Here is a 22,450-nt window from a genome sequence, read left to right on the forward strand (position 1 = left end):
ACATTAGGATATAAAAATAGACTATAGCTAGTTAGAGAAAAACTATAATTGAAAACTATATCTTCTTGCAGTATAATAAAAGGACTATGTGTTTGAAATTTAGTTTCATACTCAATGAAAATCAAAGAGTAAACTAGCCGTAAGCTGCTCAAAGTACAGCTTTGAGGTTGCAGATAGAACTGACGAAGTCAGCTCAAAACACAGTTTTGAGGTTGCAGATAGAACTGACGAAGTCAGCTCAAAACACCGTTTTGAGGTTGTAGATGAAACTGACGAAGTCAGCTCAAAACACCGTTTTGAGGTTGTAGATGAAACTGACGAAGTCAGCTCAAAACACCGTTTTGAGGTTGTAGATGAAACTGACGAAGTCAGCTCAAAACACCGTTTTGAGGTTGTAGATGAAACTGACGAAGTCAGCTCAAAACACCGTTTTGAGGTTGTAGATGAAACTGACGAAGTCAGCTCAAAACACCGTTTTGAGGTTGTAGATGAAACTGACGAAGTCAGCTCAAAACACCGTTTTGAGGTTGTAGATGAAACTGACGAAGTCAGCTCAAAACACACGTTTTGAGGTTGCAGATAGAACTGACGAAGTCAGCTCAAAACACAGTTTTGAGGTTGCAGATAGAACTGACGAAGTCAGTAACATATACGTACGGCAAGGCAACGTTGACGCGGTTTTGAAGAGATTCTCGAAGAGTTTCAAACATATGCAATTATTTCTGAAAGAGTACAGTTAGGAGAGGGTTATGCCGATTCGAATTGATAGAAAATTACCAGCTGTTGAGATTTTACGGACAGAGAATATCTTTGTCATGGATGATCAACGTGCGGCCCACCAAGATATCCGTCCTTTGAAGATTTTAATTTTAAATCTCATGCCACAGAAAATGGTCACAGAAACCCAGTTGTTGCGCCATTTGGCTAATACGCCCCTGCAATTGGATATTGATTTTCTCTATATGGAGAGCCATCGTTCTAAAACAACTCGTTCAGAGTACATGGAGACCTTTTATAAAACCTTTCCTGAAGTCAAGGATGAGTATTTTGATGGGATGATTATCACGGGTGCTCCAGTTGAGCATTTACCATTTGAGGAAGTGGACTATTGGGAGGAATTTAGCCAGGTGCTTGAGTGGTCCAAGACCCATGTCTATTCGACCCTTTATATCTGTTGGGGGGCTCAGGCTGGTCTTTATCTGCGTTATGGAGTGGAAAAATACCAGATGGACAGTAAGTTATCGGGTATTTATCCTCAGGACACTTTAAAAGAAGGGCACCTTCTTTTAAGAGGCTTTGACGATAGCTATGTTTCCCCTCATTCTCGGCACACGGAGATTTCTAAGGAAGAGGTCTTAAACAAAACCAATCTCGAGATTTTATCAGAGGGTTCTCAGGTTGGGGTTTCGATTTTGGCTAGTCGTGATTTGCGTGAAATTTATAGTTTTGGGCATTTGGAATATGACCGTGATACCTTGGCAAATGAATATTTCCGAGATCGTGATGCAGGTTTGGATCCTCATATTCCAGAAAATTACTTTAAGGATGATGATGTCAACCAGACACCTTGTCTTTGTTGGTCTTCATCAGCAGCCCTCTTTTTCAGTAACTGGGTGAATTATGCGGTCTATCAGGAGACGCCTTTTGACTGGAGAAAAATAGAAGATGATGCATCTACATTTGGGTATTTATAAGAGGAATTATGACATATTTAGACGCTTTTAAATCAGGGAACTTGGTTTTACCGAGTGCCCTGCTCTTGCATTTTAAGGAACTCTTTCCTTCTAGCGACGATTTTCTGGTTTGGCAATTTTTCTATTTGCAAAATACGACAGGCTTAGAAGAAATGTCGCCAAGCCAGATTGCTGAAAGGATTGGCAAGGAAATTTCGGATGTCAACCAGTCCATTTCCAATCTGACGGAGAGGGGACTTCTCCAGTATCGTACTATCGAATTAAATGGCGAAATCGAATTGCTTTTTGATGCTAGTTTGGCTTTGGAACGTTTGGATGACTTGCTTGGAGCTATTGCTTCGAGTTCAGACCAGTTGATACCTCAAAATCATCTTAAGGATTTGGTGGAAACCTTCCAGCAGGAGTTGGGACGCTTGTTGACGCCTTTTGAGATTGAGGATTTGATGAAGACACTAAAGGAAGATGGAACCAGTGCTGACTTGATTAAGGAAGCTCTTCGTGAAGCTGTTTTGAATGGAAAACCAAACTGGAAGTACATCCAGGCGATTTTGAGAAACTGGCGACATGAAGGTATCAAAAGTGTGGCTCAAATCGAGGCTAAGCGGGCAGAAAGAGAAGCAAGCAATCCTCAGTTGACACAGGTATCGGCAGATTTCAGAAATGCTATGGATCTCTGGAAGGATTAATCCATGTCAGCAGGCTTGAAATCCGAGTAAGATTTGCAAGCTGTGTCTAATTGTGATAAAATAAATAGAAAATAAATTGAAAAAAGAGGTATGTGAAATGTCACGTAAACCATTTATCGCTGGTAACTGGAAAATGAACAAAAATCCAGAAGAAGCTAAAGCATTCGTTGAAGCAGTTGCGTCAAAACTTCCTTCATCAGATCTTGTTGAAGCAGGTATCGCTGCTCCAGCTCTTGATTTGACAACAGTTCTTGCTGCGGCAAAAGGTTCAAACCTTAAAGTTGCTGCTCAAAACTGCTACTTTGAAAATGCAGGTGCCTTCACTGGTGAAACAAGCCCACAAGTTTTGAAAGAAATCGGTACTGACTACGTTGTTATCGGTCACTCAGAACGCCGTGACTACTTCCATGAAACTGACGAAGATATCAACAAAAAAGCAAAAGCAATCTTTGCAAACGGTATGCTTCCAATCATCTGTTGTGGTGAGTCACTTGAAACTTACGAAGCTGGTAAAGCTGCTGAATTTGTAGGTGCTCAAGTATCTGCTGCATTGGCTGGATTGACTGCTGAACAAGTTGCTGCATCAGTTATCGCTTACGAACCAATCTGGGCTATCGGTACTGGTAAATCAGCTTCACAAGACGACGCACAAAAAATGTGTAAAGTTGTTCGTGACGTTGTAGCTGCTGACTTTGGTCAAGAAGTTGCAGACAAAGTTCGTGTTCAATACGGTGGTTCTGTTAAACCTGAGAACGTTGCTTCATACATGGCTTGTCCAGACGTTGACGGTGCCCTTGTAGGTGGTGCGTCACTTGAAGCTGAAAGCTTCTTGGCTTTGCTTGACTTTGTAAAATAATCAGTAAGTAGCAAAAGCTAGGTGGAACAGCATTCAGATGTCTGTTCCATTTTTTATAGGAGAGGAAAGATTGAAAACAAAATTTGTATGTATAGGGCTAGCAAGCCTTTGCTTACTTGGCGTAAGAGTTTCAGGAATTGCGGCAGATGAAACAAGTGGAAGCACAGTTTCAGAAAAATCTAGTCTATCAACAGGAACTTCATCAACTAGTAGCAATGAACAGAGAAACAGTGTCTCTGCCCACTGGGATGGAGATTATTATGTAAAGGCTGATGGTTCTAAAGCTCAAAGTGAATGGATTTTTGATAATAACTACAAAGCTTGGTTTTATCTCAAATCAGACGGTCGTTATGCTCAAAATGAGTGGCAGGGCAATTACTACCTGAAATCAGGTGGCTATATGGCTCAAAACGAGTGGCTTTATGATAATAATTACAAGAGTTGGTTTTATCTCAAGTCAGATGGGGCTTATGCTCATCAAGAATGGCAATTGATTGGAAATAAGTGGTACTACTTCAAGAAGTGGGGTTACATGGCTAAAAGCCAATGGCAAGGAAGTTATTTCTTGAACGGTCAAGGTGCCATGATGCAAAATGAATGGCTTTATGATCCAGCCTATTCTGCTTATTTTTATCTCAAATCCGATGGAACTTATGCTAACCAAGAGTGGCAAAAAGTGGGCGGCAAATGGTACTATTTCAAGAAGTGGGGCTATATGGCTCAGAATGAGTGGCAAGGCAACTACTATTTGACTGGAAGTGGTGCCATGGCGACTGATGAAGTGATTATGGATGGCGCTCGCTATATTTGCGGCCTCTGGTGAGCTCAAAGAAAAGAAAGATTTGAATGTCGGCTGGGTTCACAGAGATGGTAAACGCTATTTCTTTAATAATAGAGAAGAACAAGTTGGAACCGAACATGCTAAGAAAGTTATTGATATTAGTGAGCACAATGGCCGTATCAATGATTGGAAAAAGGTTATTGATGAAAATGAAGTAGATGGTGTCATTGTTCGTCTAGGTTATAGCGGTAAAGAAGACAAGGAATTGGCGCATAACATTAAGGAGTTAAACCGTCTGGGAATACCTTATGGCGTCTATCTCTATACCTATGCTGAAAATGAGACTGATGCTGAGAATGATGCTGAACAGACCATTGAACTTCTGAAGAAATACAATATGAACTTGTCTTACCCTATCTACTATGATGTTGAGAACTGGGAGTATGTGAATAAAAGTAAGCGTGCTCCGAATGATACAGGTACTTGGGTTAAGATTATCAACAAGTACATGGAGACGATGAAGCAGGCGGGTTATCAAAATGTGTATGTCTATAGCTATCGTAGTTTATTACAGACGCGTTTAAAACACCCAGATATTTTAAAACATGTAAACTGGGTAGCGGCCTATAACAATGCTTTAGAATGGGAAAACCCTCATTATTCAGGAGAAAAAGGTTGGCAATATACCTCTTCTGAATACATGAAAGGAATCCAAGGGCGCGTAGATGTCAGCGTTTGGTATTAAGCTCTGATTAGAAAGAGGGATGTGATAGTAGCACCCTCTTTTTCTTTGTTTTATGATAGTTTATCCTCGAGTAAATTCAAGAACTTGCTCGGAAATGAATCTTATACTCAATGAAAATCAAAGAGCAAACTAGGAAACTAGCCGCAGGCTGCTCAAAACACTGTTTTGAGGTTGTAGATAAGACTGATGAAGTCAGTAACTATATCTACGGCAAGGAGACGTTGACGTGGTTTGAAGAGATTTTCGAAGAGTATTATATAGTAGATTGAATATAGACCAGAACATTGCGGTTGCTAAAACATTTTTAGAAATTCATTTGTCTTTCCTAATCGACTTGGTTACATCTTATTTCAATCTATTATAGTCTTGGGGAATTTCTTCAAACCACATCAGCTTGGTCAGTTCTACCTGCGACCTCAAAACTTGTGCTTTGGTCAAGCTGGGTTTAGTTTCCTAGTTTGCTGATGGATTTCCATTGACTATAAGCATCCAACCCTCTTTTCGTCTTCTAAAGAATTTTAAATTATCAGTCTATTGCAACTTTTCTCATGTGGGTTATTTTGCTTGCTATTGGTTTTCCTTAGTAGTATACTAAGGTAGTAATCATTAAGAAGTGGTTACATAAAAATAATGAATGAGGTAAAATAAAATGGTAGAATTGAAAAAAGAAGCAGCAAAAGATGTCGCAACATTAACAAAAGCAGCGCCAGTAGCATTGGCAAAAACAAAGGAAGTTTTGAATCAAGCTGTTGCTGATTTGTACGTAGCCCACGTTGCTTTGCATCAAGTGCACTGGTACATGCGTGGACGCGGTTTTATGGTATGGCATCCAAAAATGGATGAGTACATGGATGCTCTTGATGGTCATTTAGATGAAATCAGTGAACGATTGATTACACTCGGTGGTAAACCATACTCTACTTTGACAGAGTTCCTTCAAAACAGTGAAATCGAAGAAGAAGCTGGTGAATACCGCAATGTTGAAGAAAGTTTGGAACGTGTCCTTGTTATCTACCGTTACTTGTCAGAACTTTTCCAAAAAGGTTTGGATGTTACTGATGAAGAAGGTGATGATGTGACAAATGGTATCTTCTCAGACGCTAAAAATGAAACGGATAAAACAATCTGGATGCTTGCCGCAGAACTTGGACAAGCACCTGGTTTGTAAGAAACAAGGCAACATAGATAAATCTGTAGGAAATTTCTTACAGATTTTTTCTATTTTGTAAGCTATTCCAAACCAGTCTTTTTTTGAGTTTTTTGATAAAATAGTACTATCAGTAAAAAGGATGGAAGCATGACTAAGAAAATCGTAGCTATTTGGGCCCAGGATGAAGAGGGTGTGATTGGTAAGGATAATCGTCTGCCTTGGCATTTGCCAGCAGAACTGCAACATTTCAAGGAAACAACTCTGAATCATGCTATCTTGATGGGGCGGGTAACCTTTGATGGGATGGGACGTCGCTTGCTTCCACAACGGGAGACCTTGATTTTGACACGTAACACGGAAGAAAAGATAGATGGGGTTGCTACTTTTCAGGACGTCCAGTCTGTTCTCGACTGGTATCAGGCTCAAGAAAAGAATCTCTACATTATCGGTGGGAAGCAGATTTTTCAGGCTTTTGAACCCTACTTAGATGAAGTAATTGTCACTCACATTCATGCTCGGGTGGAGGGAGATACCTATTTTCCTGAGGAGTTTGACTTATCTCTTTTTGAGACAGTTTCAAGCAAATTCTACGCCAAAGATGAGAAGAATCCTTATGATTTTACCATCCAATATCACAAGAGAAAGGAAGTCTAATGGAACGGAGTTTATTTGGTTTATTCACGGCTTTTCTGTGTTTCATCTGCCTTCTGGCAGGAGCACAGGCTTTTCGTAAAAAGCGTTACGGGCTTTCTATCCTCCTTTGGTTAAATGCCTTTACCAATCTGGTCAATAGTATTCATGCTTTTTACATGACCTTATTTTAGATAGAATGACAGTATAGAATGGAAGGAAATCATGTCTACAAATAGAAAAAATGATATGATGGTTTATTGCTCATTTTGTGGCAAAAACCAAGAAGAAGTACAAAAAATAATTGCTGGGAACAATGCTTTTATTTGTAATGAATGCGTGGAGTTGGCTCAGGAAATCATTCGAGAAGAATTGGTTGAGGAAGTCTTGGCAGACTTGTCTGAGGTGCCAAAACCAATCGAACTCCTCCATATCTTGAACCACTATGTAATCGGTCAAGATCGTGCCAAGCGTGCCTTGGCAGTGGCGGTTTATAACCACTACAAACGTATCAACTTCCACGATACGCGTGAGGAGTCAGAAGATGTGGATTTGCAGAAGTCAAACATTTTGATGATTGGCCCAACTGGTTCAGGGAAAACTTTCCTTGCCCAGACCTTGGCTAAGAGCTTGAATGTGCCTTTTGCGATTGCGGATGCGACAGCTCTTACTGAGGCTGGTTATGTGGGTGAGGACGTGGAAAATATTCTCCTTAAACTCTTGCAGGCTGCTGACTTTAATATCGAGCGTGCAGAGCGTGGGATTATCTACGTGGATGAAATTGACAAGATTGCCAAGAAGAGCGAGAACGTATCGATCACACGGGATGTTTCTGGTGAAGGGGTGCAACAAGCCCTTCTCAAGATTATCGAGGGAACTGTTGCTAGCGTGCCGCCTCAAGGTGGACGCAAACATCCGCAACAAGAAATGATTCAAGTGGATACTAAAAATATCCTCTTCATCGTGGGTGGTGCCTTTGATGGTATTGAAGAAATTGTCAAACAACGTCTGGGTGAAAAGGTTATCGGCTTTGGTCAAAATAATAAAGCAATTGATGAAAACAGCTCTTACATGCAAGAAATCATCGCAGAAGATATTCAAAAATTCGGTATTATTCCAGAGTTGATTGGACGCTTGCCTGTCTTTGCAGCCCTTGAGCAATTAACGATTGATGACTTGGTTCGTATCTTGAAAGAGCCAAGAAATGCCTTGGTCAAACAATATCAAACCTTGTTATCTTATGATGATGTCGAGTTGGAATTTGACGACGAAGCTCTTCAAGAGATTGCCAATAAGGCCATCGAACGGAAGACAGGGGCGCGTGGTCTTCGCTCCATCATCGAAGAAACCATGCTAGATGTCATGTTTGAAGTACCGAGTCAGGAAAATGTGAAATTGGTTCGCATCACAAAAGAAGCTGTCGATGGAACGGATAAACCAATCTTGGAAACAGCCTAGAGGTGACTATGGAAATCAATACACATAATGCTGAAATCTTGCTCAGTGCAGCCAACAAGTCTCATTATCCGCAGGATGAACTGCCAGAGATTGCCCTAGCAGGGCGTTCAAATGTTGGTAAGTCTAGTTTTATCAATACCATGCTGAACCGTAAGAATCTGGCTCGTACGTCAGGGAAACCTGGGAAAACTCAGTTGCTCAACTTCTTTAACATTGACGACAAGATGCGCTTTGTGGATGTGCCTGGCTATGGCTATGCCCGCGTTTCCAAAAAGGAACGTGAAAAGTGGGGGCGCATGATTGAGGAGTACCTAACGACTCGAGAAAATCTTCGTGCAGTGGTCAGTTTGGTGGATCTCCGTCATGACCCGTCAGCAGATGATGTGCAGATGTACGAATTTCTCAAGTATTACGAGATTCCGGTTATCATCGTTGCGACCAAGGCGGACAAGATTCCTCGTGGTAAATGGAACAAGCACGAATCAGCAATCAAAAAGAAATTAAACTTTGACCCAAGTGACGACTTTATCCTCTTTTCATCTGTCAGCAAGGCAGGAATGGATGAGGCTTGGGATGCAATCTTAGAAAAATTGTGAGGAAAAGAAAATGGCAAAAACAATACATACAGACAAGGCTCCAAAGGCTATCGGACCCTATGTTCAAGGAAAAATCGTTGGCAACCTTTTGTTTGCTAGTGGTCAAGTTCCTCTCTCTCCTGAAACTGGAGAAATCGTTGGAGAAACGATTCAAGAACAGACAGAACAAGTCTTGAAAAACATCGGTGCTATTTTGGCAGAAGCAGGAACTGACTTTGACCATGTTGTCAAAACAACTTGCTTTTTGAGCGATATGAACGACTTTGTTCCTTTTAACGAGGTTTACCAAACGGCCTTTAAAGAGGAATTCCCAGCTCGTTCAGCAGTAGAGGTAGCTCGTCTTCCTCGTGATGTAAAAGTCGAAATCGAAGTCATCGCAGAGATTGGATAAGCTAGTTGAAGTTTGGTGTTGCCAAACTTCTTTTGATATAAGGAGAAAAAGATGACAAAGAAACAACTTCACTTGGTGATTGTGACAGGAATGAGTGGTGCAGGCAAAACTGTAGCCATTCAGTCCTTTGAGGATTTGGGTTATTTTACTATTGATAATATGCCGCCAGCTCTCTTGCCTAAGTTTTTGCAGTTGGTGGAAACAAAGGAAGACGATCCTAAGTTGGCCTTGGTAGTGGATATGCGTAGCCGTTCTTTCTTCTCGGAGATTCAAACTGTTTTGGATGAGTTGGAAAACAAGGAAGAACTGGACTTTAAAATTCTCTTTTTGGATGCAGCTGATAAGGAATTGGTCGCGCGTTACAAGGAAACCAGACGGAGTCACCCACTAGCTGCAGATGGTCGGATTTTGGATGGAATCAAGCTGGAACGTGAGCTCTTGGCGCCTTTGAAAAATATGAGCCAAAATGTGGTGGATACAACTGAACTCACTCCTCGTGAGCTACGTAAAACCATTGCAGAGCAGTTTTCAGATCAAGAACAAGCCCAGTCTTTCCGTATCGAAGTCATGTCTTTCGGCTTTAAATATGGAATCCCAATTGATGCAGACTTGGTTTTTGATGTGCGCTTTTTGCCAAATCCCTACTACCTTCCAGAGCTGAGAAACCAAACGGGTGTGGATGAACCTGTTTATGACTATGTCATGAATCATCCTGAGTCAGAAGATTTTTATCAGCATTTATTGGCCTTGATTGAGCCGATTTTGCCAAGTTACCAAAAGGAAGGGAAGTCTGTTTTGACCATTGCCATGGGTTGTACAGGTGGACAACACCGTAGTGTGGCCTTTGCTAAACGCTTGGCGCAGGACTTATCCAAGAATTGGCCTGTTAATGAAGGGCATCGCGACAAAGACCGGAGAAAGGAAACGGTAAACCGTTCATGAGAAAACCAAAGATAACGGTGATTGGTGGAGGTACTGGGATCCCCGTCATTCTTAAAAGTCTGCGTGAAAAAGATGTGGAAATCGCTGCTATCGTAACGGTGGCGGATGATGGTGGTTCATCAGGTGAACTCCGAAAAAATATGCAGCAATTGACACCGCCAGGTGATCTTCGTAATGTCCTTGTGGCCATGTCGGATATGCCTAAGTTTTATGAGAAAGTCTTTCAGTATCGCTTTTCCGAGGATGCCGGAGCCTTTGCTGGCCATCCATTGGGCAATCTCATTATTGCAGGTCTGTCAGAAATGCAGGGTTCGACCTATAATGCCATGCAGTTATTGAGCAAGTTTTTCCATACAACTGGGAAGATTTATCCTTCCAGCGACCATCCTTTGACCTTGCATGCAGTCTTTCAAGATGGGACAGAAGTGGCTGGAGAGAGTCATATCGCAGACCATCCAGGCATGATTGACCATGTCTATGTAACCAATACCTTCAACGATGATACACCTCTGGCCAGCCGTCGAGTAGTCCAGACCATTCTTGAAAGTGACATGATTGTCCTCGGACCTGGTTCTCTCTTTACCTCTATTTTGCCCAATATCGTGATTAAGGAAATCGGGCAGGCGCTTTTGGAAACCAAGGCAGAAATCGCCTATGTCTGCAATATTATGACCCAACGTGGGGAGACAGAACACTTTACAGATAGTGATCACGTGGAAGTCTTGCATCGTCACCTTAGCCGACCTTTTATCGATACGGTCTTGGTGAATATCGAAAAAGTGCCTCAAGAATACATGAATTCCAATCGCTTTGATGAATACTTGGTCCAGGTGGAACATGATTTTGCTGGTCTTTGTAAGCAAGTTCCGCGCGTGATTTCATCCAACTTCCTTCGTCTGGAAAATGGCGGTGCCTTCCACGATGGAGATTTGATTGTGGATGAGTTGATGCGGATTATACAGGTGAGAAAATGAGTTTCACAGTAGCAGTAAAAGAAGAAATCCTAGGTCAACACCATCTGAGCCGGTATGAATTATCTGCCATTATCAAAATGTCTGGTAGCATCGGTCTCTCGACTTCGGGCTTGACTTTGTCAGTTGTGACAGAAAATGCCAAACTGGCCCGTCACCTCTATGAGTCCTTTCTCCATTTCTATGAAATCAAATCGGAAATTCGTCACCACCAACGGAGCAATCTTCGCAAGAATCGGGTCTATACCGTTTTTACAGATGAAAAGGTGCAGGATTTGTTAAGTGATTTGCACTTGGCAGACTCTTTCTTTGACCTGGAAACAGGTATTGATGAGGCGATTTTATCGGATGAGGAAGCAGGTCGTGCTTATCTTTGTGGTGCTTTCTTGGCAAATGGAAGTATTCGTGACCCTGAATCAGGTAAGTACCAGTTGGAAATCAGTTCTGTTTATCTGGACCACGCGCAAGGAATTGCCTCCCTTCTCCAACAGTTTTTACTGGATGCCAAGGTGCTTGAGCGCAAGAAGGGGGCTGTGACCTATCTCCAGCGAGCAGAAGACATTATGGACTTCTTGATAGTAATCGGAGCCATGCAGGCACGGGATGATTTTGAGCGGGTTAAGATTTTGCGAGAAACCCGTAACGACCTCAATCGGGCTAATAATGCCGAGACAGCTAATATCGCTCGGACAGTTTCTGCCAGCATGAAGACCATTAACAATATCAGTAAAATAAAAGATATTATGGGCTTAGAAAATCTGCCAGTGGATTTGCAGGAAGTAGCGCAGTTGCGGATTCAGCACCCAGACTACTCTATCCAGCAGTTAGCAGATAGCCTCAGCAATCCCCTTACAAAAAGTGGTGTCAATCACAGACTCAGAAAAATCAATAAGATAGCCGATGAATTATAACGATATAAAGCAACCCCTTGAATTATCAATATCTTCAAGGGGTTTTGTTGTGTTGTGAAATCAAAAAGGGGCAAAAAAGGGGCAGAATTAAAAAATAGTATCTAATTTATTGACCAGTTTATCCTCCATATCCTCAGTAGTATGAGAATAGATTTCCAAAGTCATCTTTGCATTTGAGTGTCCAACTCGATCCATTATTGATTTTATTGGAAGGCCAGACTCTGCTAAAAACGAAATATGAGAATGCCTAAAAATATGGCTAGATAAGTTTTTTTCTATTTTAGCCTGTTTTCCATATTTTTTTAATATCTGTATGAAGCAAGCTATTGTTGTAGGTTGATTCCATTTTTCAAAACAGAAAATATAATCATCGCTTGACAATGGCTGGAAACGTTCGCTAAGTCGTACTATTTGTCTTTGGATAGCTTCTATGACACTCTCTGATACTTTGATTGTCCGTATTGAATTTGTAGTCTTTGGTAGCGTCTTGATTTTGTTTACTGAATCAAAATTACCTGTGATCTCAATTTTGTTGTTTTCAAAGTCTATATTCTTCAGTTGTAAGGCAGTTAACTCACCATATCTCATACCAGTTAATGCCAGCACAAGAACCATGTCAGCGTACTTTTGGTGATATTCTCGACGATTAAGGACATCGATAAGCGCTTTTATTTCTTGCATGGTGAGAAAGTTGTTACGCTTTTTTTCCAGTTCTTCTAAAGTCTTTGGTTTTTGAGGAATCGTAGTATAATCGACCTCGTTGTTTTCAATGTAAGAGTATTGAACAGCGTAATTAAAGATACCTCTGAGCCTATGCCGTACTTTTTTAGCTGTAATATATCCGTTGCTTTCAATAATTTTTTCAATAGCCTCTTGAAGAAAACGCCTGTCAAGATTAGCAAGTATGGTATCGGATGGTATGATTTCCTTCATCTTCTTATCAACTGATTTACAATTATGTTTTGTTGATTCCTTTACTGTTTGCGCCCATGATTTATAGAAAAGGTTATAGATTTCTTCAAATGTAATGCTTTCTACTTGTTTTGTGCTGAGTTTTTTATTTATCTTCTCTTGCAACAAGATAGCAGCTTGATTTCTTGCCTGGGGAGTTTTCTTCTCCATCGTGACTGAAACTTTTTTTAATTTCTCAGTATATGGATCTTTATATCGCTCAAAAAATTTGTATTTTCCGTTGGGAAGTTCTTCCATCCACATTGTATTTACCTCACTTTTTTGATAAAATGGGTATAGTAAAGAGGGCTTTTAATGCCTTTTACTATACTGGATATCCTCACACTCAGAGTCGCCAAACTTTGCGAGTGTGGGGATTTTTTTGAGTTGTTTCCAAAATGGAAACAGTTGGCAGCTCGTCAGATAATAAAATAAGGTGTACCTCTTAGAAGTACACCAGACGATTTTATCCTTGACGAACAAGGCTTTTTTACATTCTTAGTGTATTTCTTTTTTTAATTTCTGTCAAACGTCAACTTATTTTAACGACTTATGTTTACTAGAATATGAAAAGAAAAGTAGTCGTATCAAATACGGCTACCATCACGTTATGGATCTAAAATCCAAACCTAAACTTTATGGAGCTAAACTCCTGATAGCTGTATTGTAATATAATTTTCAAAAAATATCAATTTTGCACAATAGACCTATGGGATGAGGTTGCTATTGGCGAATATGGGGGTGTTTTTGTTTATTTCAAGTATTTATAACTCAAAAAGGGAAGTAACAATTAAGCTACTTCCCTGGAGCGCAAAGGCTCAAAGTTTAAAAATATGAGGGTAAACCTCTAAGTAACCTAATTATAGAGTAAACTTTTATAAATGTCAATTTTTTAAGTACAATTCTTTTAATTTTTCGTCAATTCTATCTAAAGTTTCGTCACTAACCTTGATTTTTCCGCAAGGATCCAGTTCGTTTATGTAAATAATTCTGTCTTTACTAATCGTTTTTATCTGATCACATTTTGCGTAGGAAATTTTATTAAATCGTTGATAATGGTTAACAAGATCTTTTAATTTTCTATTAGTGTTTTCCACTTTTTCCATCCCTGCACCGTTGTCATAGATTTCTTTAGCTGATTCTGAATTGTAAGCATCTCCGTATTGAATCAAAAATTCCTGATATATTTCTTCTGCACTCCCTAAATCAAAAGGAGTAATTTCTGTAAGTGCATAGTGAATGATCGAAAAATAATCAAAACCAATTTTGTCAAGAATAGGTAATAAGAATCTTTTGGATTTTTGCTGTATAACTTCGTCAATCATAACAGAAAACTTTTTTTCTTTTGAACTAATTGGAAGTACCGTCAGATTCCTTGATTTTGGAGAATCATTTTTATTTAGGACAATAGCCCAATGATTATTTGATAATTCTCCGCCTATATTTACACCGAACTCTACGAATATCAGAGAGCCACGACTGAATTTCCAATATTTTCTTTTTTGAGTCTTAGCTTCAAATAAGAACTGTTCAGATTGTCTTTTAACTGCTGGTGCAAGAAATCGGTATTTAGAAGATGTATGTTTTGCTTTACCAAGTTTATAGAGTTTTTCAACTTCTATGTAGTTTTGTTTGGTTTGTTCAAAATATGGATTTTCTTTGTTCATTTTATTCCCCTCTATACACCCCGATAACTGCATAAATCTTGATGTGTGTGTCTTCGGCTGGTGGGAAGTCTAGGGTGATGTCTTCGTACTTGTCATTGAGTGATACGAGGCGTAAGCGTCCGTTTTCGGTATAGATCTTTTTGAAGTAAGAACGGTCTCCGTATGCGATAACTGCTAGGTCTCCGTTATAGGTGGTCAGTCCTTTGTCTACTAAATAGAGAATATCTCCGTCTTGGTAGTCAGGCTGCATGGAGTCTCCGCTGACCTTAGTCGCAATATCGTGATGTGGTGGTTGCTCGTCGACCTCTATAATCTCTCTGTCTGTATCGTCGTACCCAAATCCATAGTTAAATCCAGAAGCCGCTGCCGTCTCAGATACAACCTCAACTTGGTACAAGCTGATAACTTCCGATACTTCGTTTACCTTCGTTTCTTCTTCGTTTTTCTGCTCGTTCAGTTGCCTCTCGGCATAGGTCAGGACTTTGCCCTGCCTAGGTGGTTCTAGTTGGTCGTAGATGGTTTGGATTGGGGAAGTGGTAGGGGGAGTATCTTTTTGGATAGGAGGAAATAGGTCATCAATAGAAACATTAAAAGCATTTGCTAAATCAAACATTGTGTTTTTCTTAGGAGTTCTAAAACCTTTTTCATAATTGGCAATAGTTGTGTCGCCAATATTAACTAACTTAGCCAATTCCTTTTGAGTTAGACCTCGCAATAATCTAAACTCTTTAATTTTTGCACCAATATAAATAGCTAATTCTGTATCTGTCATATTATCCTCCTTTTCATCTATAAAAAGTATAACAAAAAATTCACGTAAAGAAAAGTTTTTTTGCTTTTTTTCAAAAAAACTATTGACACTTCACGAAAAGTGAAGTATAATATAATCAAGCTTAAGGAAAAGGAGGTAAGGCGAATGATGGAACACATCATAAAAAGCCTAGCAACCAAGGACACCACAACCGTCATCTTGGTACTAGGCTTAATCAACGAAGCTCGTCTTTGGCATAAGCAGTACTTAGCTTACAAGCTCAAAGACAAAGAGCTTAAGAAAAAGTAGAGAAAGGGGCAATGCCCCAACCTCTACTTGATAGTGTACCATCATTTGCCGTGAAAAGCAATGGATGAAAATGTTGGCTTGATAATCCTAGCAGGATTTGTGATTGTATCTTTCACTATTCGTAAGATAGTGGAATACCGATGTGATAAAAAAGATAAGGAGTAGGGAAATGCCGGAACAAAAAGAAAAATACCACGACAGACGTGGTAGACCTGATGGGTTGACGGTTGAAAAAGTTATCCACCTTTCAATTTTGAGAGGAGAAGGAACTGAAGCGGATAGCATTCGAGTCGTCGAGCAGTATTACAATATGGACGGCATTCTAATATTTGAGTTAGACCCGTGCTCTCCACATTATCAAGAATTTTTAGGTTTGCGTTGATCTTGTTTATCTTTGTCCAAATCTAAAATATCTTGTAGTAATTGCTCGTTGTCATGACGCTCGATATACCATTTTTGCATAAGTAATTCTATAAACTTCAGCAACTTGTGAGCCTCATTCGGTTCAATATCCACTATAAGATTTACATCTTTTTCTGGATGGGCACCAATGTTTCCAAGTTTTCGTAGAGCATCGAGTACATTTTTAGTGCTTGGGTCAACAGACTCCTTTAAAGCATCTATCTCATCTATTAATCTTGCTTTAGAAATTCCCCAAAAATCTCTAATCATTCCTTGTAGACAACGTCTAGAGAGGGTAGCAGAAGCTTTGGGGCTGAGATTTAAGATAGCGTGAGCTTCTTCATAATCACTTCTGATAGCCTGAGGGATGTAGTCTGGATAGACTTTTGCGAGTGAAATAGGGTTGAAGTGCATAATACGATTTGGAAATTGACTACCAACGCCCACGATGTCGACTGAAACTTTATGACAGTTTGGACATTTCATTGTTTGTATTGTTATTTTGTCGTTCATATTTTCCTCAACCCTAATATGTGAACGACGCATCAAAAAGTAGTGTTCGTCTTCTCGGAATGTATCGTAGTGCTTTGGAACAGGGAAGCCGCAGAATAAGCAGAATAGTTGATTAGAATCCATAAGATTTCTCCAATCATTTTTATTTTGATTATACCACATTTGAAAGGGGGTGAGGAAATGAGACCAAGACGATATCCGTATAAACAAAAACCACTCTTTCCTTCGACAAAAAGAGTGGAGAAAGCAATCAGCGAGCTAGAAGCGCTGAAAGAGCACTATCTTAGCTTGCCTGATGAGTTGAGACCTAGAGCAAAAGCGCTAGTTGGCGAACAATCATACTACGTTACTGATTATGATCTTGAGATTGTTGCATTCGAGCCAAGACTTCGTTTTCGTGAGTTGCTAACATTTTTCGAACAATGTCCTTAACTTCACGGACTTTTACTGGCTCGAAAGTATGATTATCATCACGAACTAGCTCGATAAGTTCATCAATCATTGCATCAATAAAAGGGTTATACGTCATAACATCACCTCCTTTCTGACTACATTATAGCAGATAAGGAATGGGTTGAGAAAAAGATAAGGAGGACAACATAGTGAACGGAATAGGACTAATCATAGTAACAATCGTAAATGTAGTTTGTGCTGTCATAAATCTATTTTGTTTTATTAAAGACAGGATGGATTGACTTGGATTTGAGAAGAAAATGGATTTGTCTGTTTGTCTTGATTTTGATAGTATGCGGAGGCTCGTTTAGGTAGTATGACAACTTATGGAATGAGTATGGATTTAATTCTATTTCATCTTCAAACGGTTCAGAGTACCAATCTATATTAAAAAAAGTCTGCGTGCTACTAATCAAACCAAATGGATCAGATTTCTTCTCAGGAAGAGTAGTGGATGGATTAAATCCGTTGTCAAAAATTTCTTTTCCATTTCTGTCAAACAGTTGGACATTTTTGATTACGACATTTGAGTTGGATTGGTTAGACAAAACAAAACTGTATTGATAGCAAGAGTATTCGTTCATTCTCTTTTTACGGAATTTAGAAATACTTAATTTCACTCTATTGACTTTCAAAGAGTAAATCAAGCTAACAACACCAGTAATCGCACCAATCCAAGCAGCAGAAACATTCAAAATATCAATCAAACTAAACATCAGAATTACCTCGTTTTTGATTTCATTATATCACAAAACACGAGGTCAACTATTAACACAAGGGGGGTGAGTGCGTGCAAATATATTTGTACAAGTTGAGAAAAGAGAATAATATTTCTCAAAAGGATATGGCAAAAATCATAGGAAAAAGTACAACAACTTATCGTGATAAAGAACTGGGTAAACAAGACTTTAAATTAAGCGAGATGTTTTTAATCGCCAATTATTTTAATAAAGATATTGGCGATATATTTACACCATCTACTTCACGAAAAGTGAAGCAAGGAGAGGTTGAGTGAAGATAAGCGAAGTAAAAAACAATGCTTTTTATCAGATGCCTCAGTGGCTTTATGAACCACCTTATAATGTACTGAGCGACAAAGCGAAGCAGATATATATGTTTCTCTTCGACAGGCGGACGTTATCAATTCAAAATAAATGGTTTGACGAAAAAGGGGATGTATTTGTTTACTTTACAAACGAGCAACTTATGGAAAAGCTTAATTGCAGTAACAAACCTATTGTCCAAGCAAAGAAAGAATTACATGAAATCGGGTTGCTTAGGGAAGTAAGACAAGGGGTTAACAAACCCAATCGTCTATATATTTCTGGAAGTGTAGAAAGTACACGTCAAGAAGTGTCAAAAGTACACGGAGGAAGTGTAGAAAGTACACGTCAAGAAGTGTCAAAAGTACACACAATCAAGACTGATAATATCAATACTAATTTACCAAGACTGAGTGAACCAGATGGTGCTGGTGCTAATAATCTATATAGTATAGAGGACGCACCCGAAAATGACTTGGGGATTGTTCACGATTGGATTTTTTCAGAGTTTGGCAGATACCCAACACCGTTTGAGATTGAGGATTTGAAATACTTCTTGCAAGACCATAGTAAAGAGGTTATCAAGTTAGCAATCAAGGAATGTGTGGGCAATGGTAAACCTTACTTTAAGTATCTTGAGAGTATTTTGAGAGACTGGAAACAGAAAGGTCTAGTGACTGCTGAGTTGGTAGAGAATAGACAGAGACCGAAGCGGTCAAGTGGGAAGCCAAGCAGTGAGTTAAGATTGTCAGACGACGGCTACAACCCACGACTGGGATTCTAGGAGGGTGCTATGCGAGCAGTATCAAGAGATGAATTGCAGGGTAGATTTTTACAGATTGAAACCTTGAATACCCAATGCCCCAAGCATGAGGGAGTCTATATGTGGCGCTCAGTCAACCCTTGCACGCAGAATGTGCTGACTTATTGCCCTGAATGCGGACAGGAGAAAATCCACAGTCAAGCAGGAGAGCAACTGGCGCAAGCTGAGGCTCAAATTAGAAATACAAGGTCTTACTCTTTGTTTGCTAAGGAGAGTATTATTCCGCCTGATTTGAAGAATGCGACTATCGGCAGCTTTGAGATTCACACAGACCAAGATGCTGAGGCGGTCAATTTCGCTAAACGTGTGACGGTTGACTATGTGAAAGAGCGATATGAAGGGAATACGATTATCAGCGGTCCGCCTGGAGTTGGGAAGAGCCATCTAGCAATTGGAATTGCTAAGACACTGAACGAGAGTTTCCAGAAGTTCCAGTTGAAGCGCTCGGTGGTCTATATTCCCTCCATGGAACTATTCTCACGGATGAAAGACGCTTTTAGATACAAGGATTCCAAGTGGGAAGAAAGACGGACTATCCAGTTCTTGCAGAAAGTGGACTACTTGATTTTGGACGATCTTGGCAAAGAGTCAAGTGTAGGCGATGAAATCAAGCAGGGGAACAACTGGATGCAAAAAGTCCTGTATCAGATACTTGAAAACAGGACGAACACGATTATTACAACCAACTACGGGGGCAATCACTTGGAGAAACTTTACGAGAAAAGCCTCGTAGATAGAATAACGAAAGGAAACATGAAGACCAATGCGTTCAAATTTAGCAATGACACAGAGTCTAGACGCACCTTGTCAGCAAGTGACTATTAAAGAGCGTCAGCAGATTATTGAACAGTTTGAAGAAAAACATTACGGATTGTCTAGCTTGCTGAAAGAGCGGTTGTTGATTACAAGCGACTACCAATTTACAAGAAAGATGAACGAACTACGAGCCTTTGCCAGAAATGGCGGGATTTATACGAGTTAGGAGGTGAGGAAATGAGACCAAGACGATATCCGTATAGTGGGAAAAGAAAAAAGCCTATCAATTTTCAGATAGACTTAGAAAAATTCAAGCGTCTTAGCTATGAAGCCATTCATGATACTTCTCAAGTAACTCAATAGGAGGAAGGAATAAAATGATTCACCATTATATAACTCACTATGCCAGCAATGGGAAAGATTACGCCGAAGCATGGATTCAAATTGATTTTTTGGGAATGTGCTTTTGTGTATGGAAAAAGCGTACAACCATTGAACGATTGTACGCAAACGAAGATTAGACTTTTTTCCAACCGTTGGCTTTAGCAGATGTCGGAGGGAGCCGATCACCTTTTCCGATAGTTGCGGTATGACCATTAGTAACTTTTCCGCCACGAGGTCCTACCTCTACATAGCGACCAGGTTTCTGATTATCTGTTCCAGGTTTTATTGGAGTATTTGCCATACTATCTCCTCCTTTCTATTGGAATTTTGACTAAAACGGTGAGAGGTCCTAGTCAAGAGTATTATAGCAATTTAGGAGGATATTACATCAGTCTTGAGGCTGATATAGGAGGTTGAATGGAAGATAAAATTATCGAACTTGCTGATTACTTCATCAGCGAATCTACAACGTACAGAGAAGCTAAAATAGCGTGTGAGAAGCTATTGAAACAAGTCAGCCATGAGATAGAACTCAGGGCGATGGAAAGTAGGACAGTATGAAAGAAGCAGTAAAGGAATTTCTAAAATTCAGGAGCCGATTTACAAAAATAGAATGGTTTGAAATTAACCAAGCTATCGAAGCTCGTTTAAATCAAAAAGCCGACCAGTTGAAACTGGACGACTTAGATTTAGAAATCATTTCTAGCAGACTAGAAAAAGTTATCTAGAAACGATTTGAATGAACATTGGATGGATACGATAGTCAGCGCCACGATAGTGAATGTAGATATAATCCTGATGGTACATCGAGTTTGCTTCAGGTTTAGAAATTGGTGAGTAGAGTTCTGCATTTTCTTCCCACCAAATGTAAGGATTAGCCATATTTGGTCCCATTACACAATCGTCGTCGGCTGATAGGTTCACCCAATTTCCGCAAAGACATGCGTGAATTTCAGTCATAATATTACCTCCTTTCTGGTTTCATTATAGCAGAAAAGGAGATAGCAAAAAAGCACCTGACGGCAATCAGGCGCATGACAAAATTATTCAAGAAAATTATACCACGAAAGGAGCAAAAATGGAAACAGTTCAAATCGTGAGAATTAAAGACGTGATCATCGAGAAGATTTCTGCAAACGATGAAGAACTAGAGCACATCTTTGGATGTTCAAAACGACAAGCGGGAGATATGAGGCGAGAGATGAAAAAATTACCTAGTCAACAAAAATACCTTAGAAACGATGGTCAGCTTGTCACAATCAAAGGTTTTGATGCTTATCTGCAATATCGAGGCAGTCAATCATGGAAGAAAGAAATGTCTAAAACCGTTAAGATGACACGATAGCAGAATAATAACTACTAACTTTACAACAAACTACTACTAATCTAAATAAAAGAAAGGGATAACTGAGTTATCCACAGGAGAAAAACAATGATTAACAAAGACCAAATTATCAAAGCGCAACAGGAAAAAATTGAACGCATTGAACAGTTACAAAAAAAGCTACATAAATTATCTACGCTTGGATTGCTAACTACAAAACTTTTGGGGCTACCTAATGAGTTAGAAAAGCCGTTGAAAGTAACCCACGACATCTCACATGTCATCAAGGATGTATTGGATGGCATGAGCCCAAGTGAGGCGATTAAGCAGAATATGGCAGAAGAAGATGATGAAGAGGAAGAATAATGTTTGAACCACCATTAGTTAGCCAGCTTTTAGGAACTGGTGCAGTGATTTTAGGATTTATCGGTGCAGGGCTTCTAGCTCATCAGATGGATAAGCAGGAAGAGGAGAAAATCCGCCAGAAGGAAGAAGACAGACGAGAAGAGCAAGAATTTGCGTCTATGATTATCCAAGGTTACAACCAAGCATACGAACGTGGTAGAGAGGCACAGCGACAAGAAATCCGCAAGAATATCCGCAGAGAGTTCAAAGGCTTCACCTACGACAACGAACCGCCTCAAGGATTGCGCCCTGAGCCTCTAGCCTTGCCAGAACCACGAAGATCACGCTATGAAAAGTATTTGGGGTAGAGCAAAGGAGACGCTAATGACTAGAATTGAACTTGAAAACCGTGTATGGCTTTTGGCCAATCATGAAGAAAAAAACGAATTGCTGGATCTTGGGCTAACATCAAAGGCTAGATATGTGAAACGAGTGCTGGAACTTGGAAAGGTGTATGCTCATGTTTGATTACGACAGAGATATAATGCAACCGCCTGAAGAACGTGAGGAACTTGACCCAAGCCAGTACATCTATGTTGGCTGTGGGCAGTATCGATACGTGGGGGATGAAGTATGATTCAGGAGCTACACGAAGAAATCGATAATTGGCGAGCTGAATATATTCATCTTGGCCGAGAGCTCGGGGAAATCATCAACGAGCAACAAAATATTATTTTGAAATTGCAAAACGAAAATAGACACTTAAAACGTGAAAATTGGAATTTGAAGAAGACGAAAGGAAGAAGATGAGCTTTTAGAAGGCTCTAAAATCGCCTGTATGCGATTTTAAGAAGCAGGTATATAAATTATCGAACGAAGAATAAAAAACGGAAATAGACCCCAAATATGAATAATGAG

Annotated in this window: 35 protein-coding genes and 1 pseudogene; 28 read left to right on the top strand and 8 right to left on the bottom strand. The window is 39.8% G+C overall.

Annotated elements, in window-relative coordinates:
* The first annotated feature begins 533 nt into the window (after positions 1 to 533).
* From QMQ21_RS04200 to whiA, 15 genes and pseudogenes are all read left to right on the top strand, one after another.
* Positions 534 to 740 carry a hypothetical protein gene (locus QMQ21_RS04200; protein ID WP_261813970.1) on the top strand — a complete coding sequence of 69 codons (207 nt, stop codon included), beginning with the start codon at positions 534 to 536 and terminating at the stop codon, positions 738 to 740.
* 9 nt (positions 741 to 749) lie between these two features.
* The gene (gene metA, locus QMQ21_RS04205) at positions 750 to 1,694 is read left to right on the top strand and encodes a homoserine O-acetyltransferase MetA (protein ID WP_023937474.1); all 945 of its coding nucleotides are present in this window, start codon (positions 750 to 752) and stop codon (positions 1,692 to 1,694) included.
* Positions 1,695 to 1,702: 8 nt separating this feature from the next.
* Positions 1,703 to 2,380, top strand: a complete 678-nt coding sequence (locus QMQ21_RS04210; protein ID WP_000221595.1) for a DnaD domain-containing protein — start codon at positions 1,703 to 1,705, stop codon at positions 2,378 to 2,380.
* Between the two features lie 97 nt (positions 2,381 to 2,477).
* Positions 2,478 to 3,236, top strand: coding sequence for a triose-phosphate isomerase (gene tpiA, locus QMQ21_RS04215; RefSeq protein WP_000087893.1), 759 nt, complete (start codon positions 2,478 to 2,480; stop codon positions 3,234 to 3,236).
* Positions 3,237 to 3,273: 37 nt separating this feature from the next.
* Positions 3,274 to 4,762: pseudogene (gene lytC / locus QMQ21_RS04220) on the top strand (choline binding-anchored murein hydrolase LytC).
* A 110-nt stretch (positions 4,763 to 4,872) separates the two neighbouring features.
* Complete coding sequence (locus tag QMQ21_RS04225) at positions 4,873 to 5,031, top strand: hypothetical protein (RefSeq protein ID WP_023934140.1); 159 nt, start codon at positions 4,873 to 4,875, stop codon at positions 5,029 to 5,031.
* Between the two features lie 380 nt (positions 5,032 to 5,411).
* Complete coding sequence (locus tag QMQ21_RS04230) at positions 5,412 to 5,930, top strand: Dps family protein (protein ID WP_023937471.1); 519 nt, start codon at positions 5,412 to 5,414, stop codon at positions 5,928 to 5,930.
* A 129-nt stretch (positions 5,931 to 6,059) separates the two neighbouring features.
* Positions 6,060 to 6,566, top strand: coding sequence for a dihydrofolate reductase (locus QMQ21_RS04235; RefSeq protein ID WP_000162465.1), 507 nt, complete (start codon positions 6,060 to 6,062; stop codon positions 6,564 to 6,566).
* Positions 6,566 to 6,736, top strand: a complete 171-nt coding sequence (locus QMQ21_RS04240) for a hypothetical protein (RefSeq protein WP_000442276.1) — start codon at positions 6,566 to 6,568, stop codon at positions 6,734 to 6,736. Before QMQ21_RS04235 ends, QMQ21_RS04240 begins: the two co-directional genes overlap by 1 nt.
* Positions 6,737 to 6,767: 31 nt before the next feature.
* Entirely contained in the window at positions 6,768 to 8,000 is a 1,233-nt protein-coding gene (gene clpX, locus QMQ21_RS04245) for an ATP-dependent Clp protease ATP-binding subunit ClpX (protein ID WP_000106340.1), read from the top strand.
* Positions 8,001 to 8,008: 8 nt separating this feature from the next.
* Entirely contained in the window at positions 8,009 to 8,596 is a 588-nt protein-coding gene (yihA, locus tag QMQ21_RS04250; RefSeq protein ID WP_000405202.1) for a ribosome biogenesis GTP-binding protein YihA/YsxC, read from the top strand.
* A 10-nt stretch (positions 8,597 to 8,606) separates the two neighbouring features.
* Positions 8,607 to 8,987 carry a RidA family protein gene (locus QMQ21_RS04255; RefSeq protein WP_001140420.1) on the top strand — a complete coding sequence of 127 codons (381 nt, stop codon included), beginning with the start codon at positions 8,607 to 8,609 and terminating at the stop codon, positions 8,985 to 8,987.
* A 51-nt stretch (positions 8,988 to 9,038) separates the two neighbouring features.
* On the top strand, positions 9,039 to 9,929 hold the full coding sequence (rapZ, locus tag QMQ21_RS04260) for an RNase adapter RapZ (RefSeq protein ID WP_023937468.1): 891 nt from the start codon (positions 9,039 to 9,041) through the stop codon (positions 9,927 to 9,929).
* The gene (locus QMQ21_RS04265; protein WP_001231073.1) at positions 9,926 to 10,903 is read left to right on the top strand and encodes a YvcK family protein; all 978 of its coding nucleotides are present in this window, start codon (positions 9,926 to 9,928) and stop codon (positions 10,901 to 10,903) included. Before rapZ ends, QMQ21_RS04265 begins: the two co-directional genes overlap by 4 nt.
* Positions 10,900 to 11,811, top strand: a complete 912-nt coding sequence (gene whiA / locus QMQ21_RS04270) for a DNA-binding protein WhiA (protein WP_000011298.1) — start codon at positions 10,900 to 10,902, stop codon at positions 11,809 to 11,811. The genes QMQ21_RS04265 and whiA overlap by 4 nt, the downstream gene beginning before the upstream one ends.
* Before the next feature lie 87 nt (positions 11,812 to 11,898).
* Here whiA and QMQ21_RS04275 read toward each other — a convergent pair whose 3' ends face one another.
* The 3 genes from QMQ21_RS04275 to QMQ21_RS04285 all read right to left on the bottom strand — a co-directional run bounded on the left by QMQ21_RS04275 (position 11,899) and on the right by QMQ21_RS04285 (position 15,201).
* A complete protein-coding gene (locus QMQ21_RS04275; protein ID WP_000266843.1) occupies positions 11,899 to 13,026 on the bottom strand; it encodes a tyrosine-type recombinase/integrase in 1,128 nt (375 codons plus the stop codon).
* A gap of 620 nt (positions 13,027 to 13,646) precedes the next feature.
* Positions 13,647 to 14,429 carry a type II toxin-antitoxin system PemK/MazF family toxin gene (locus QMQ21_RS04280; protein WP_166735881.1) on the bottom strand — a complete coding sequence of 261 codons (783 nt, stop codon included), beginning with the start codon at positions 14,427 to 14,429 and terminating at the stop codon, positions 13,647 to 13,649.
* 1 nt (position 14,430) lies between these two features.
* Positions 14,431 to 15,201, bottom strand: coding sequence for a S24 family peptidase (locus tag QMQ21_RS04285; RefSeq protein ID WP_138706927.1), 771 nt, complete (start codon positions 15,199 to 15,201; stop codon positions 14,431 to 14,433).
* A 144-nt stretch (positions 15,202 to 15,345) separates the two neighbouring features.
* On the opposite strand from QMQ21_RS04285, the gene QMQ21_RS04290 reads away from it, so the two are divergent.
* Positions 15,346 to 15,489, top strand: a complete 144-nt coding sequence (locus tag QMQ21_RS04290) for a hypothetical protein (RefSeq protein ID WP_138706928.1) — start codon at positions 15,346 to 15,348, stop codon at positions 15,487 to 15,489.
* A gap of 169 nt (positions 15,490 to 15,658) precedes the next feature.
* Positions 15,659 to 15,871 (top strand): hypothetical protein, encoded by a 213-nt coding sequence (locus tag QMQ21_RS04295; RefSeq protein ID WP_138706929.1) that lies wholly within the window; start codon positions 15,659 to 15,661, stop codon positions 15,869 to 15,871.
* Here the strand turns inward: QMQ21_RS04295 and QMQ21_RS04300 are convergent.
* From QMQ21_RS04300 to QMQ21_RS04310, 3 genes are all read right to left on the bottom strand, one after another.
* Complete coding sequence (locus QMQ21_RS04300; RefSeq protein ID WP_138706930.1) at positions 15,847 to 16,527, bottom strand: DUF4145 domain-containing protein; 681 nt, start codon at positions 16,525 to 16,527, stop codon at positions 15,847 to 15,849. The two genes, QMQ21_RS04295 and QMQ21_RS04300, sit on opposite strands and share 25 nt — an antisense overlap.
* 223 nt (positions 16,528 to 16,750) lie before the next feature.
* A complete protein-coding gene (locus QMQ21_RS04305) occupies positions 16,751 to 16,933 on the bottom strand; it encodes a hypothetical protein (protein WP_138706931.1) in 183 nt (60 codons plus the stop codon).
* Positions 16,934 to 17,066: 133 nt separating this feature from the next.
* Positions 17,067 to 17,573 carry a hypothetical protein gene (locus tag QMQ21_RS04310; RefSeq protein ID WP_138706932.1) on the bottom strand — a complete coding sequence of 169 codons (507 nt, stop codon included), beginning with the start codon at positions 17,571 to 17,573 and terminating at the stop codon, positions 17,067 to 17,069.
* Positions 17,574 to 17,647: 74 nt separating this feature from the next.
* On the opposite strand from QMQ21_RS04310, the gene QMQ21_RS04315 reads away from it, so the two are divergent.
* Genes QMQ21_RS04315 through QMQ21_RS04330 form a run of 4 tightly spaced genes read left to right on the top strand, consistent with a single transcriptional unit; the run spans position 17,648 to position 19,705 of the window.
* Positions 17,648 to 17,872 (top strand): helix-turn-helix transcriptional regulator, encoded by a 225-nt coding sequence (locus tag QMQ21_RS04315; RefSeq protein WP_138706933.1) that lies wholly within the window; start codon positions 17,648 to 17,650, stop codon positions 17,870 to 17,872.
* Positions 17,869 to 18,684 carry a replication initiator protein A gene (locus tag QMQ21_RS04320; RefSeq protein WP_166735879.1) on the top strand — a complete coding sequence of 272 codons (816 nt, stop codon included), beginning with the start codon at positions 17,869 to 17,871 and terminating at the stop codon, positions 18,682 to 18,684. The genes QMQ21_RS04315 and QMQ21_RS04320 overlap by 4 nt, the downstream gene beginning before the upstream one ends.
* Positions 18,685 to 18,693: 9 nt before the next feature.
* Entirely contained in the window at positions 18,694 to 19,548 is an 855-nt protein-coding gene (locus tag QMQ21_RS04325; protein WP_001203053.1) for an ATP-binding protein, read from the top strand.
* Positions 19,538 to 19,705, top strand: a complete 168-nt coding sequence (locus tag QMQ21_RS04330) for a hypothetical protein (RefSeq protein WP_000152772.1) — start codon at positions 19,538 to 19,540, stop codon at positions 19,703 to 19,705. Before QMQ21_RS04325 ends, QMQ21_RS04330 begins: the two co-directional genes overlap by 11 nt.
* A gap of 291 nt (positions 19,706 to 19,996) precedes the next feature.
* Here QMQ21_RS04330 and QMQ21_RS04335 read toward each other — a convergent pair whose 3' ends face one another.
* Complete coding sequence (locus QMQ21_RS04335) at positions 19,997 to 20,164, bottom strand: YjzC family protein (protein ID WP_016397654.1); 168 nt, start codon at positions 20,162 to 20,164, stop codon at positions 19,997 to 19,999.
* Between the two features lie 116 nt (positions 20,165 to 20,280).
* On the opposite strand from QMQ21_RS04335, the gene QMQ21_RS04340 reads away from it, so the two are divergent.
* Positions 20,281 to 20,424 carry a hypothetical protein gene (locus QMQ21_RS04340; protein ID WP_000389590.1) on the top strand — a complete coding sequence of 48 codons (144 nt, stop codon included), beginning with the start codon at positions 20,281 to 20,283 and terminating at the stop codon, positions 20,422 to 20,424.
* A complete protein-coding gene (locus QMQ21_RS04345; RefSeq protein WP_000656630.1) occupies positions 20,421 to 20,591 on the top strand; it encodes a hypothetical protein in 171 nt (56 codons plus the stop codon). Before QMQ21_RS04340 ends, QMQ21_RS04345 begins: the two co-directional genes overlap by 4 nt.
* Here the strand turns inward: QMQ21_RS04345 and QMQ21_RS04350 are convergent.
* Positions 20,584 to 20,745, bottom strand: a complete 162-nt coding sequence (locus QMQ21_RS04350; RefSeq protein WP_226323615.1) for a hypothetical protein — start codon at positions 20,743 to 20,745, stop codon at positions 20,584 to 20,586. The two genes, QMQ21_RS04345 and QMQ21_RS04350, sit on opposite strands and share 8 nt — an antisense overlap.
* A 196-nt stretch (positions 20,746 to 20,941) precedes the next feature.
* On the opposite strand from QMQ21_RS04350, the gene QMQ21_RS04355 reads away from it, so the two are divergent.
* The 5 genes from QMQ21_RS04355 to QMQ21_RS04375 all read left to right on the top strand — a co-directional run bounded on the left by QMQ21_RS04355 (position 20,942) and on the right by QMQ21_RS04375 (position 22,342).
* On the top strand, positions 20,942 to 21,208 hold the full coding sequence (locus QMQ21_RS04355) for a hypothetical protein (protein WP_000450963.1): 267 nt from the start codon (positions 20,942 to 20,944) through the stop codon (positions 21,206 to 21,208).
* An 87-nt stretch (positions 21,209 to 21,295) separates the two neighbouring features.
* A complete protein-coding gene (locus QMQ21_RS04360) occupies positions 21,296 to 21,553 on the top strand; it encodes a hypothetical protein (protein WP_000608473.1) in 258 nt (85 codons plus the stop codon).
* Entirely contained in the window at positions 21,553 to 21,900 is a 348-nt protein-coding gene (locus QMQ21_RS04365; RefSeq protein WP_054388430.1) for a hypothetical protein, read from the top strand. Before QMQ21_RS04360 ends, QMQ21_RS04365 begins: the two co-directional genes overlap by 1 nt.
* 16 nt (positions 21,901 to 21,916) lie before the next feature.
* Positions 21,917 to 22,060, top strand: a complete 144-nt coding sequence (locus QMQ21_RS04370) for a hypothetical protein (protein WP_000196747.1) — start codon at positions 21,917 to 21,919, stop codon at positions 22,058 to 22,060.
* A gap of 105 nt (positions 22,061 to 22,165) precedes the next feature.
* The gene (locus tag QMQ21_RS04375; protein ID WP_023934261.1) at positions 22,166 to 22,342 is read left to right on the top strand and encodes a hypothetical protein; all 177 of its coding nucleotides are present in this window, start codon (positions 22,166 to 22,168) and stop codon (positions 22,340 to 22,342) included.
* Positions 22,343 to 22,450 lie beyond the last annotated feature (108 nt).

The sequence above is a fragment of the Streptococcus bouchesdurhonensis genome (assembly GCF_948472335.1).

What these genes read in the sequence shown, in the direction of transcription:
- QMQ21_RS04350 (WP_226323615.1), bottom strand. Translation starts at nt 20,745, where the DNA reads ATGGCTAATCCTTACATTTGGTGGGAAGAAAATGCAGAACTCTACTCA.
- QMQ21_RS04375 (WP_023934261.1), top strand. Translation starts at nt 22,166, where the DNA reads ATGATTCAGGAGCTACACGAAGAAATCGATAATTGGCGAGCTGAATAT.
- QMQ21_RS04210 (WP_000221595.1), top strand. Translation starts at nt 1,703, where the DNA reads ATGACATATTTAGACGCTTTTAAATCAGGGAACTTGGTTTTACCGAGT.
- QMQ21_RS04255 (WP_001140420.1), top strand. Translation starts at nt 8,607, where the DNA reads ATGGCAAAAACAATACATACAGACAAGGCTCCAAAGGCTATCGGACCC.
- tpiA (WP_000087893.1), top strand. Translation starts at nt 2,478, where the DNA reads ATGTCACGTAAACCATTTATCGCTGGTAACTGGAAAATGAACAAAAAT.
- QMQ21_RS04300 (WP_138706930.1), bottom strand. Translation starts at nt 16,527, where the DNA reads ATGGATTCTAATCAACTATTCTGCTTATTCTGCGGCTTCCCTGTTCCA.
- QMQ21_RS04355 (WP_000450963.1), top strand. Translation starts at nt 20,942, where the DNA reads ATGGAAACAGTTCAAATCGTGAGAATTAAAGACGTGATCATCGAGAAG.
- whiA (WP_000011298.1), top strand. Translation starts at nt 10,900, where the DNA reads ATGAGTTTCACAGTAGCAGTAAAAGAAGAAATCCTAGGTCAACACCAT.
- QMQ21_RS04365 (WP_054388430.1), top strand. Translation starts at nt 21,553, where the DNA reads ATGTTTGAACCACCATTAGTTAGCCAGCTTTTAGGAACTGGTGCAGTG.
- yihA (WP_000405202.1), top strand. Translation starts at nt 8,009, where the DNA reads ATGGAAATCAATACACATAATGCTGAAATCTTGCTCAGTGCAGCCAAC.
- QMQ21_RS04360 (WP_000608473.1), top strand. Translation starts at nt 21,296, where the DNA reads ATGATTAACAAAGACCAAATTATCAAAGCGCAACAGGAAAAAATTGAA.
- QMQ21_RS04370 (WP_000196747.1), top strand. Translation starts at nt 21,917, where the DNA reads ATGACTAGAATTGAACTTGAAAACCGTGTATGGCTTTTGGCCAATCAT.
- QMQ21_RS04230 (WP_023937471.1), top strand. Translation starts at nt 5,412, where the DNA reads ATGGTAGAATTGAAAAAAGAAGCAGCAAAAGATGTCGCAACATTAACA.
- metA (WP_023937474.1), top strand. Translation starts at nt 750, where the DNA reads ATGCCGATTCGAATTGATAGAAAATTACCAGCTGTTGAGATTTTACGG.
- QMQ21_RS04345 (WP_000656630.1), top strand. Translation starts at nt 20,421, where the DNA reads ATGAAAGAAGCAGTAAAGGAATTTCTAAAATTCAGGAGCCGATTTACA.
- QMQ21_RS04265 (WP_001231073.1), top strand. Translation starts at nt 9,926, where the DNA reads ATGAGAAAACCAAAGATAACGGTGATTGGTGGAGGTACTGGGATCCCC.
- rapZ (WP_023937468.1), top strand. Translation starts at nt 9,039, where the DNA reads ATGACAAAGAAACAACTTCACTTGGTGATTGTGACAGGAATGAGTGGT.
- QMQ21_RS04280 (WP_166735881.1), bottom strand. Translation starts at nt 14,429, where the DNA reads ATGAACAAAGAAAATCCATATTTTGAACAAACCAAACAAAACTACATA.
- QMQ21_RS04325 (WP_001203053.1), top strand. Translation starts at nt 18,694, where the DNA reads ATGCGAGCAGTATCAAGAGATGAATTGCAGGGTAGATTTTTACAGATT.
- QMQ21_RS04275 (WP_000266843.1), bottom strand. Translation starts at nt 13,026, where the DNA reads ATGTGGATGGAAGAACTTCCCAACGGAAAATACAAATTTTTTGAGCGA.
- QMQ21_RS04200 (WP_261813970.1), top strand. Translation starts at nt 534, where the DNA reads ATGAAACTGACGAAGTCAGCTCAAAACACACGTTTTGAGGTTGCAGAT.
- QMQ21_RS04305 (WP_138706931.1), bottom strand. Translation starts at nt 16,933, where the DNA reads ATGACGTATAACCCTTTTATTGATGCAATGATTGATGAACTTATCGAG.
- QMQ21_RS04240 (WP_000442276.1), top strand. Translation starts at nt 6,566, where the DNA reads ATGGAACGGAGTTTATTTGGTTTATTCACGGCTTTTCTGTGTTTCATC.
- QMQ21_RS04235 (WP_000162465.1), top strand. Translation starts at nt 6,060, where the DNA reads ATGACTAAGAAAATCGTAGCTATTTGGGCCCAGGATGAAGAGGGTGTG.
- QMQ21_RS04335 (WP_016397654.1), bottom strand. Translation starts at nt 20,164, where the DNA reads ATGGCAAATACTCCAATAAAACCTGGAACAGATAATCAGAAACCTGGT.
- QMQ21_RS04295 (WP_138706929.1), top strand. Translation starts at nt 15,659, where the DNA reads ATGCCGGAACAAAAAGAAAAATACCACGACAGACGTGGTAGACCTGAT.
- QMQ21_RS04290 (WP_138706928.1), top strand. Translation starts at nt 15,346, where the DNA reads ATGATGGAACACATCATAAAAAGCCTAGCAACCAAGGACACCACAACC.
- clpX (WP_000106340.1), top strand. Translation starts at nt 6,768, where the DNA reads ATGTCTACAAATAGAAAAAATGATATGATGGTTTATTGCTCATTTTGT.
- QMQ21_RS04285 (WP_138706927.1), bottom strand. Translation starts at nt 15,201, where the DNA reads ATGACAGATACAGAATTAGCTATTTATATTGGTGCAAAAATTAAAGAG.
- QMQ21_RS04225 (WP_023934140.1), top strand. Translation starts at nt 4,873, where the DNA reads ATGAAAATCAAAGAGCAAACTAGGAAACTAGCCGCAGGCTGCTCAAAA.
- QMQ21_RS04310 (WP_138706932.1), bottom strand. Translation starts at nt 17,573, where the DNA reads ATGTTTAGTTTGATTGATATTTTGAATGTTTCTGCTGCTTGGATTGGT.
- QMQ21_RS04340 (WP_000389590.1), top strand. Translation starts at nt 20,281, where the DNA reads ATGGAAGATAAAATTATCGAACTTGCTGATTACTTCATCAGCGAATCT.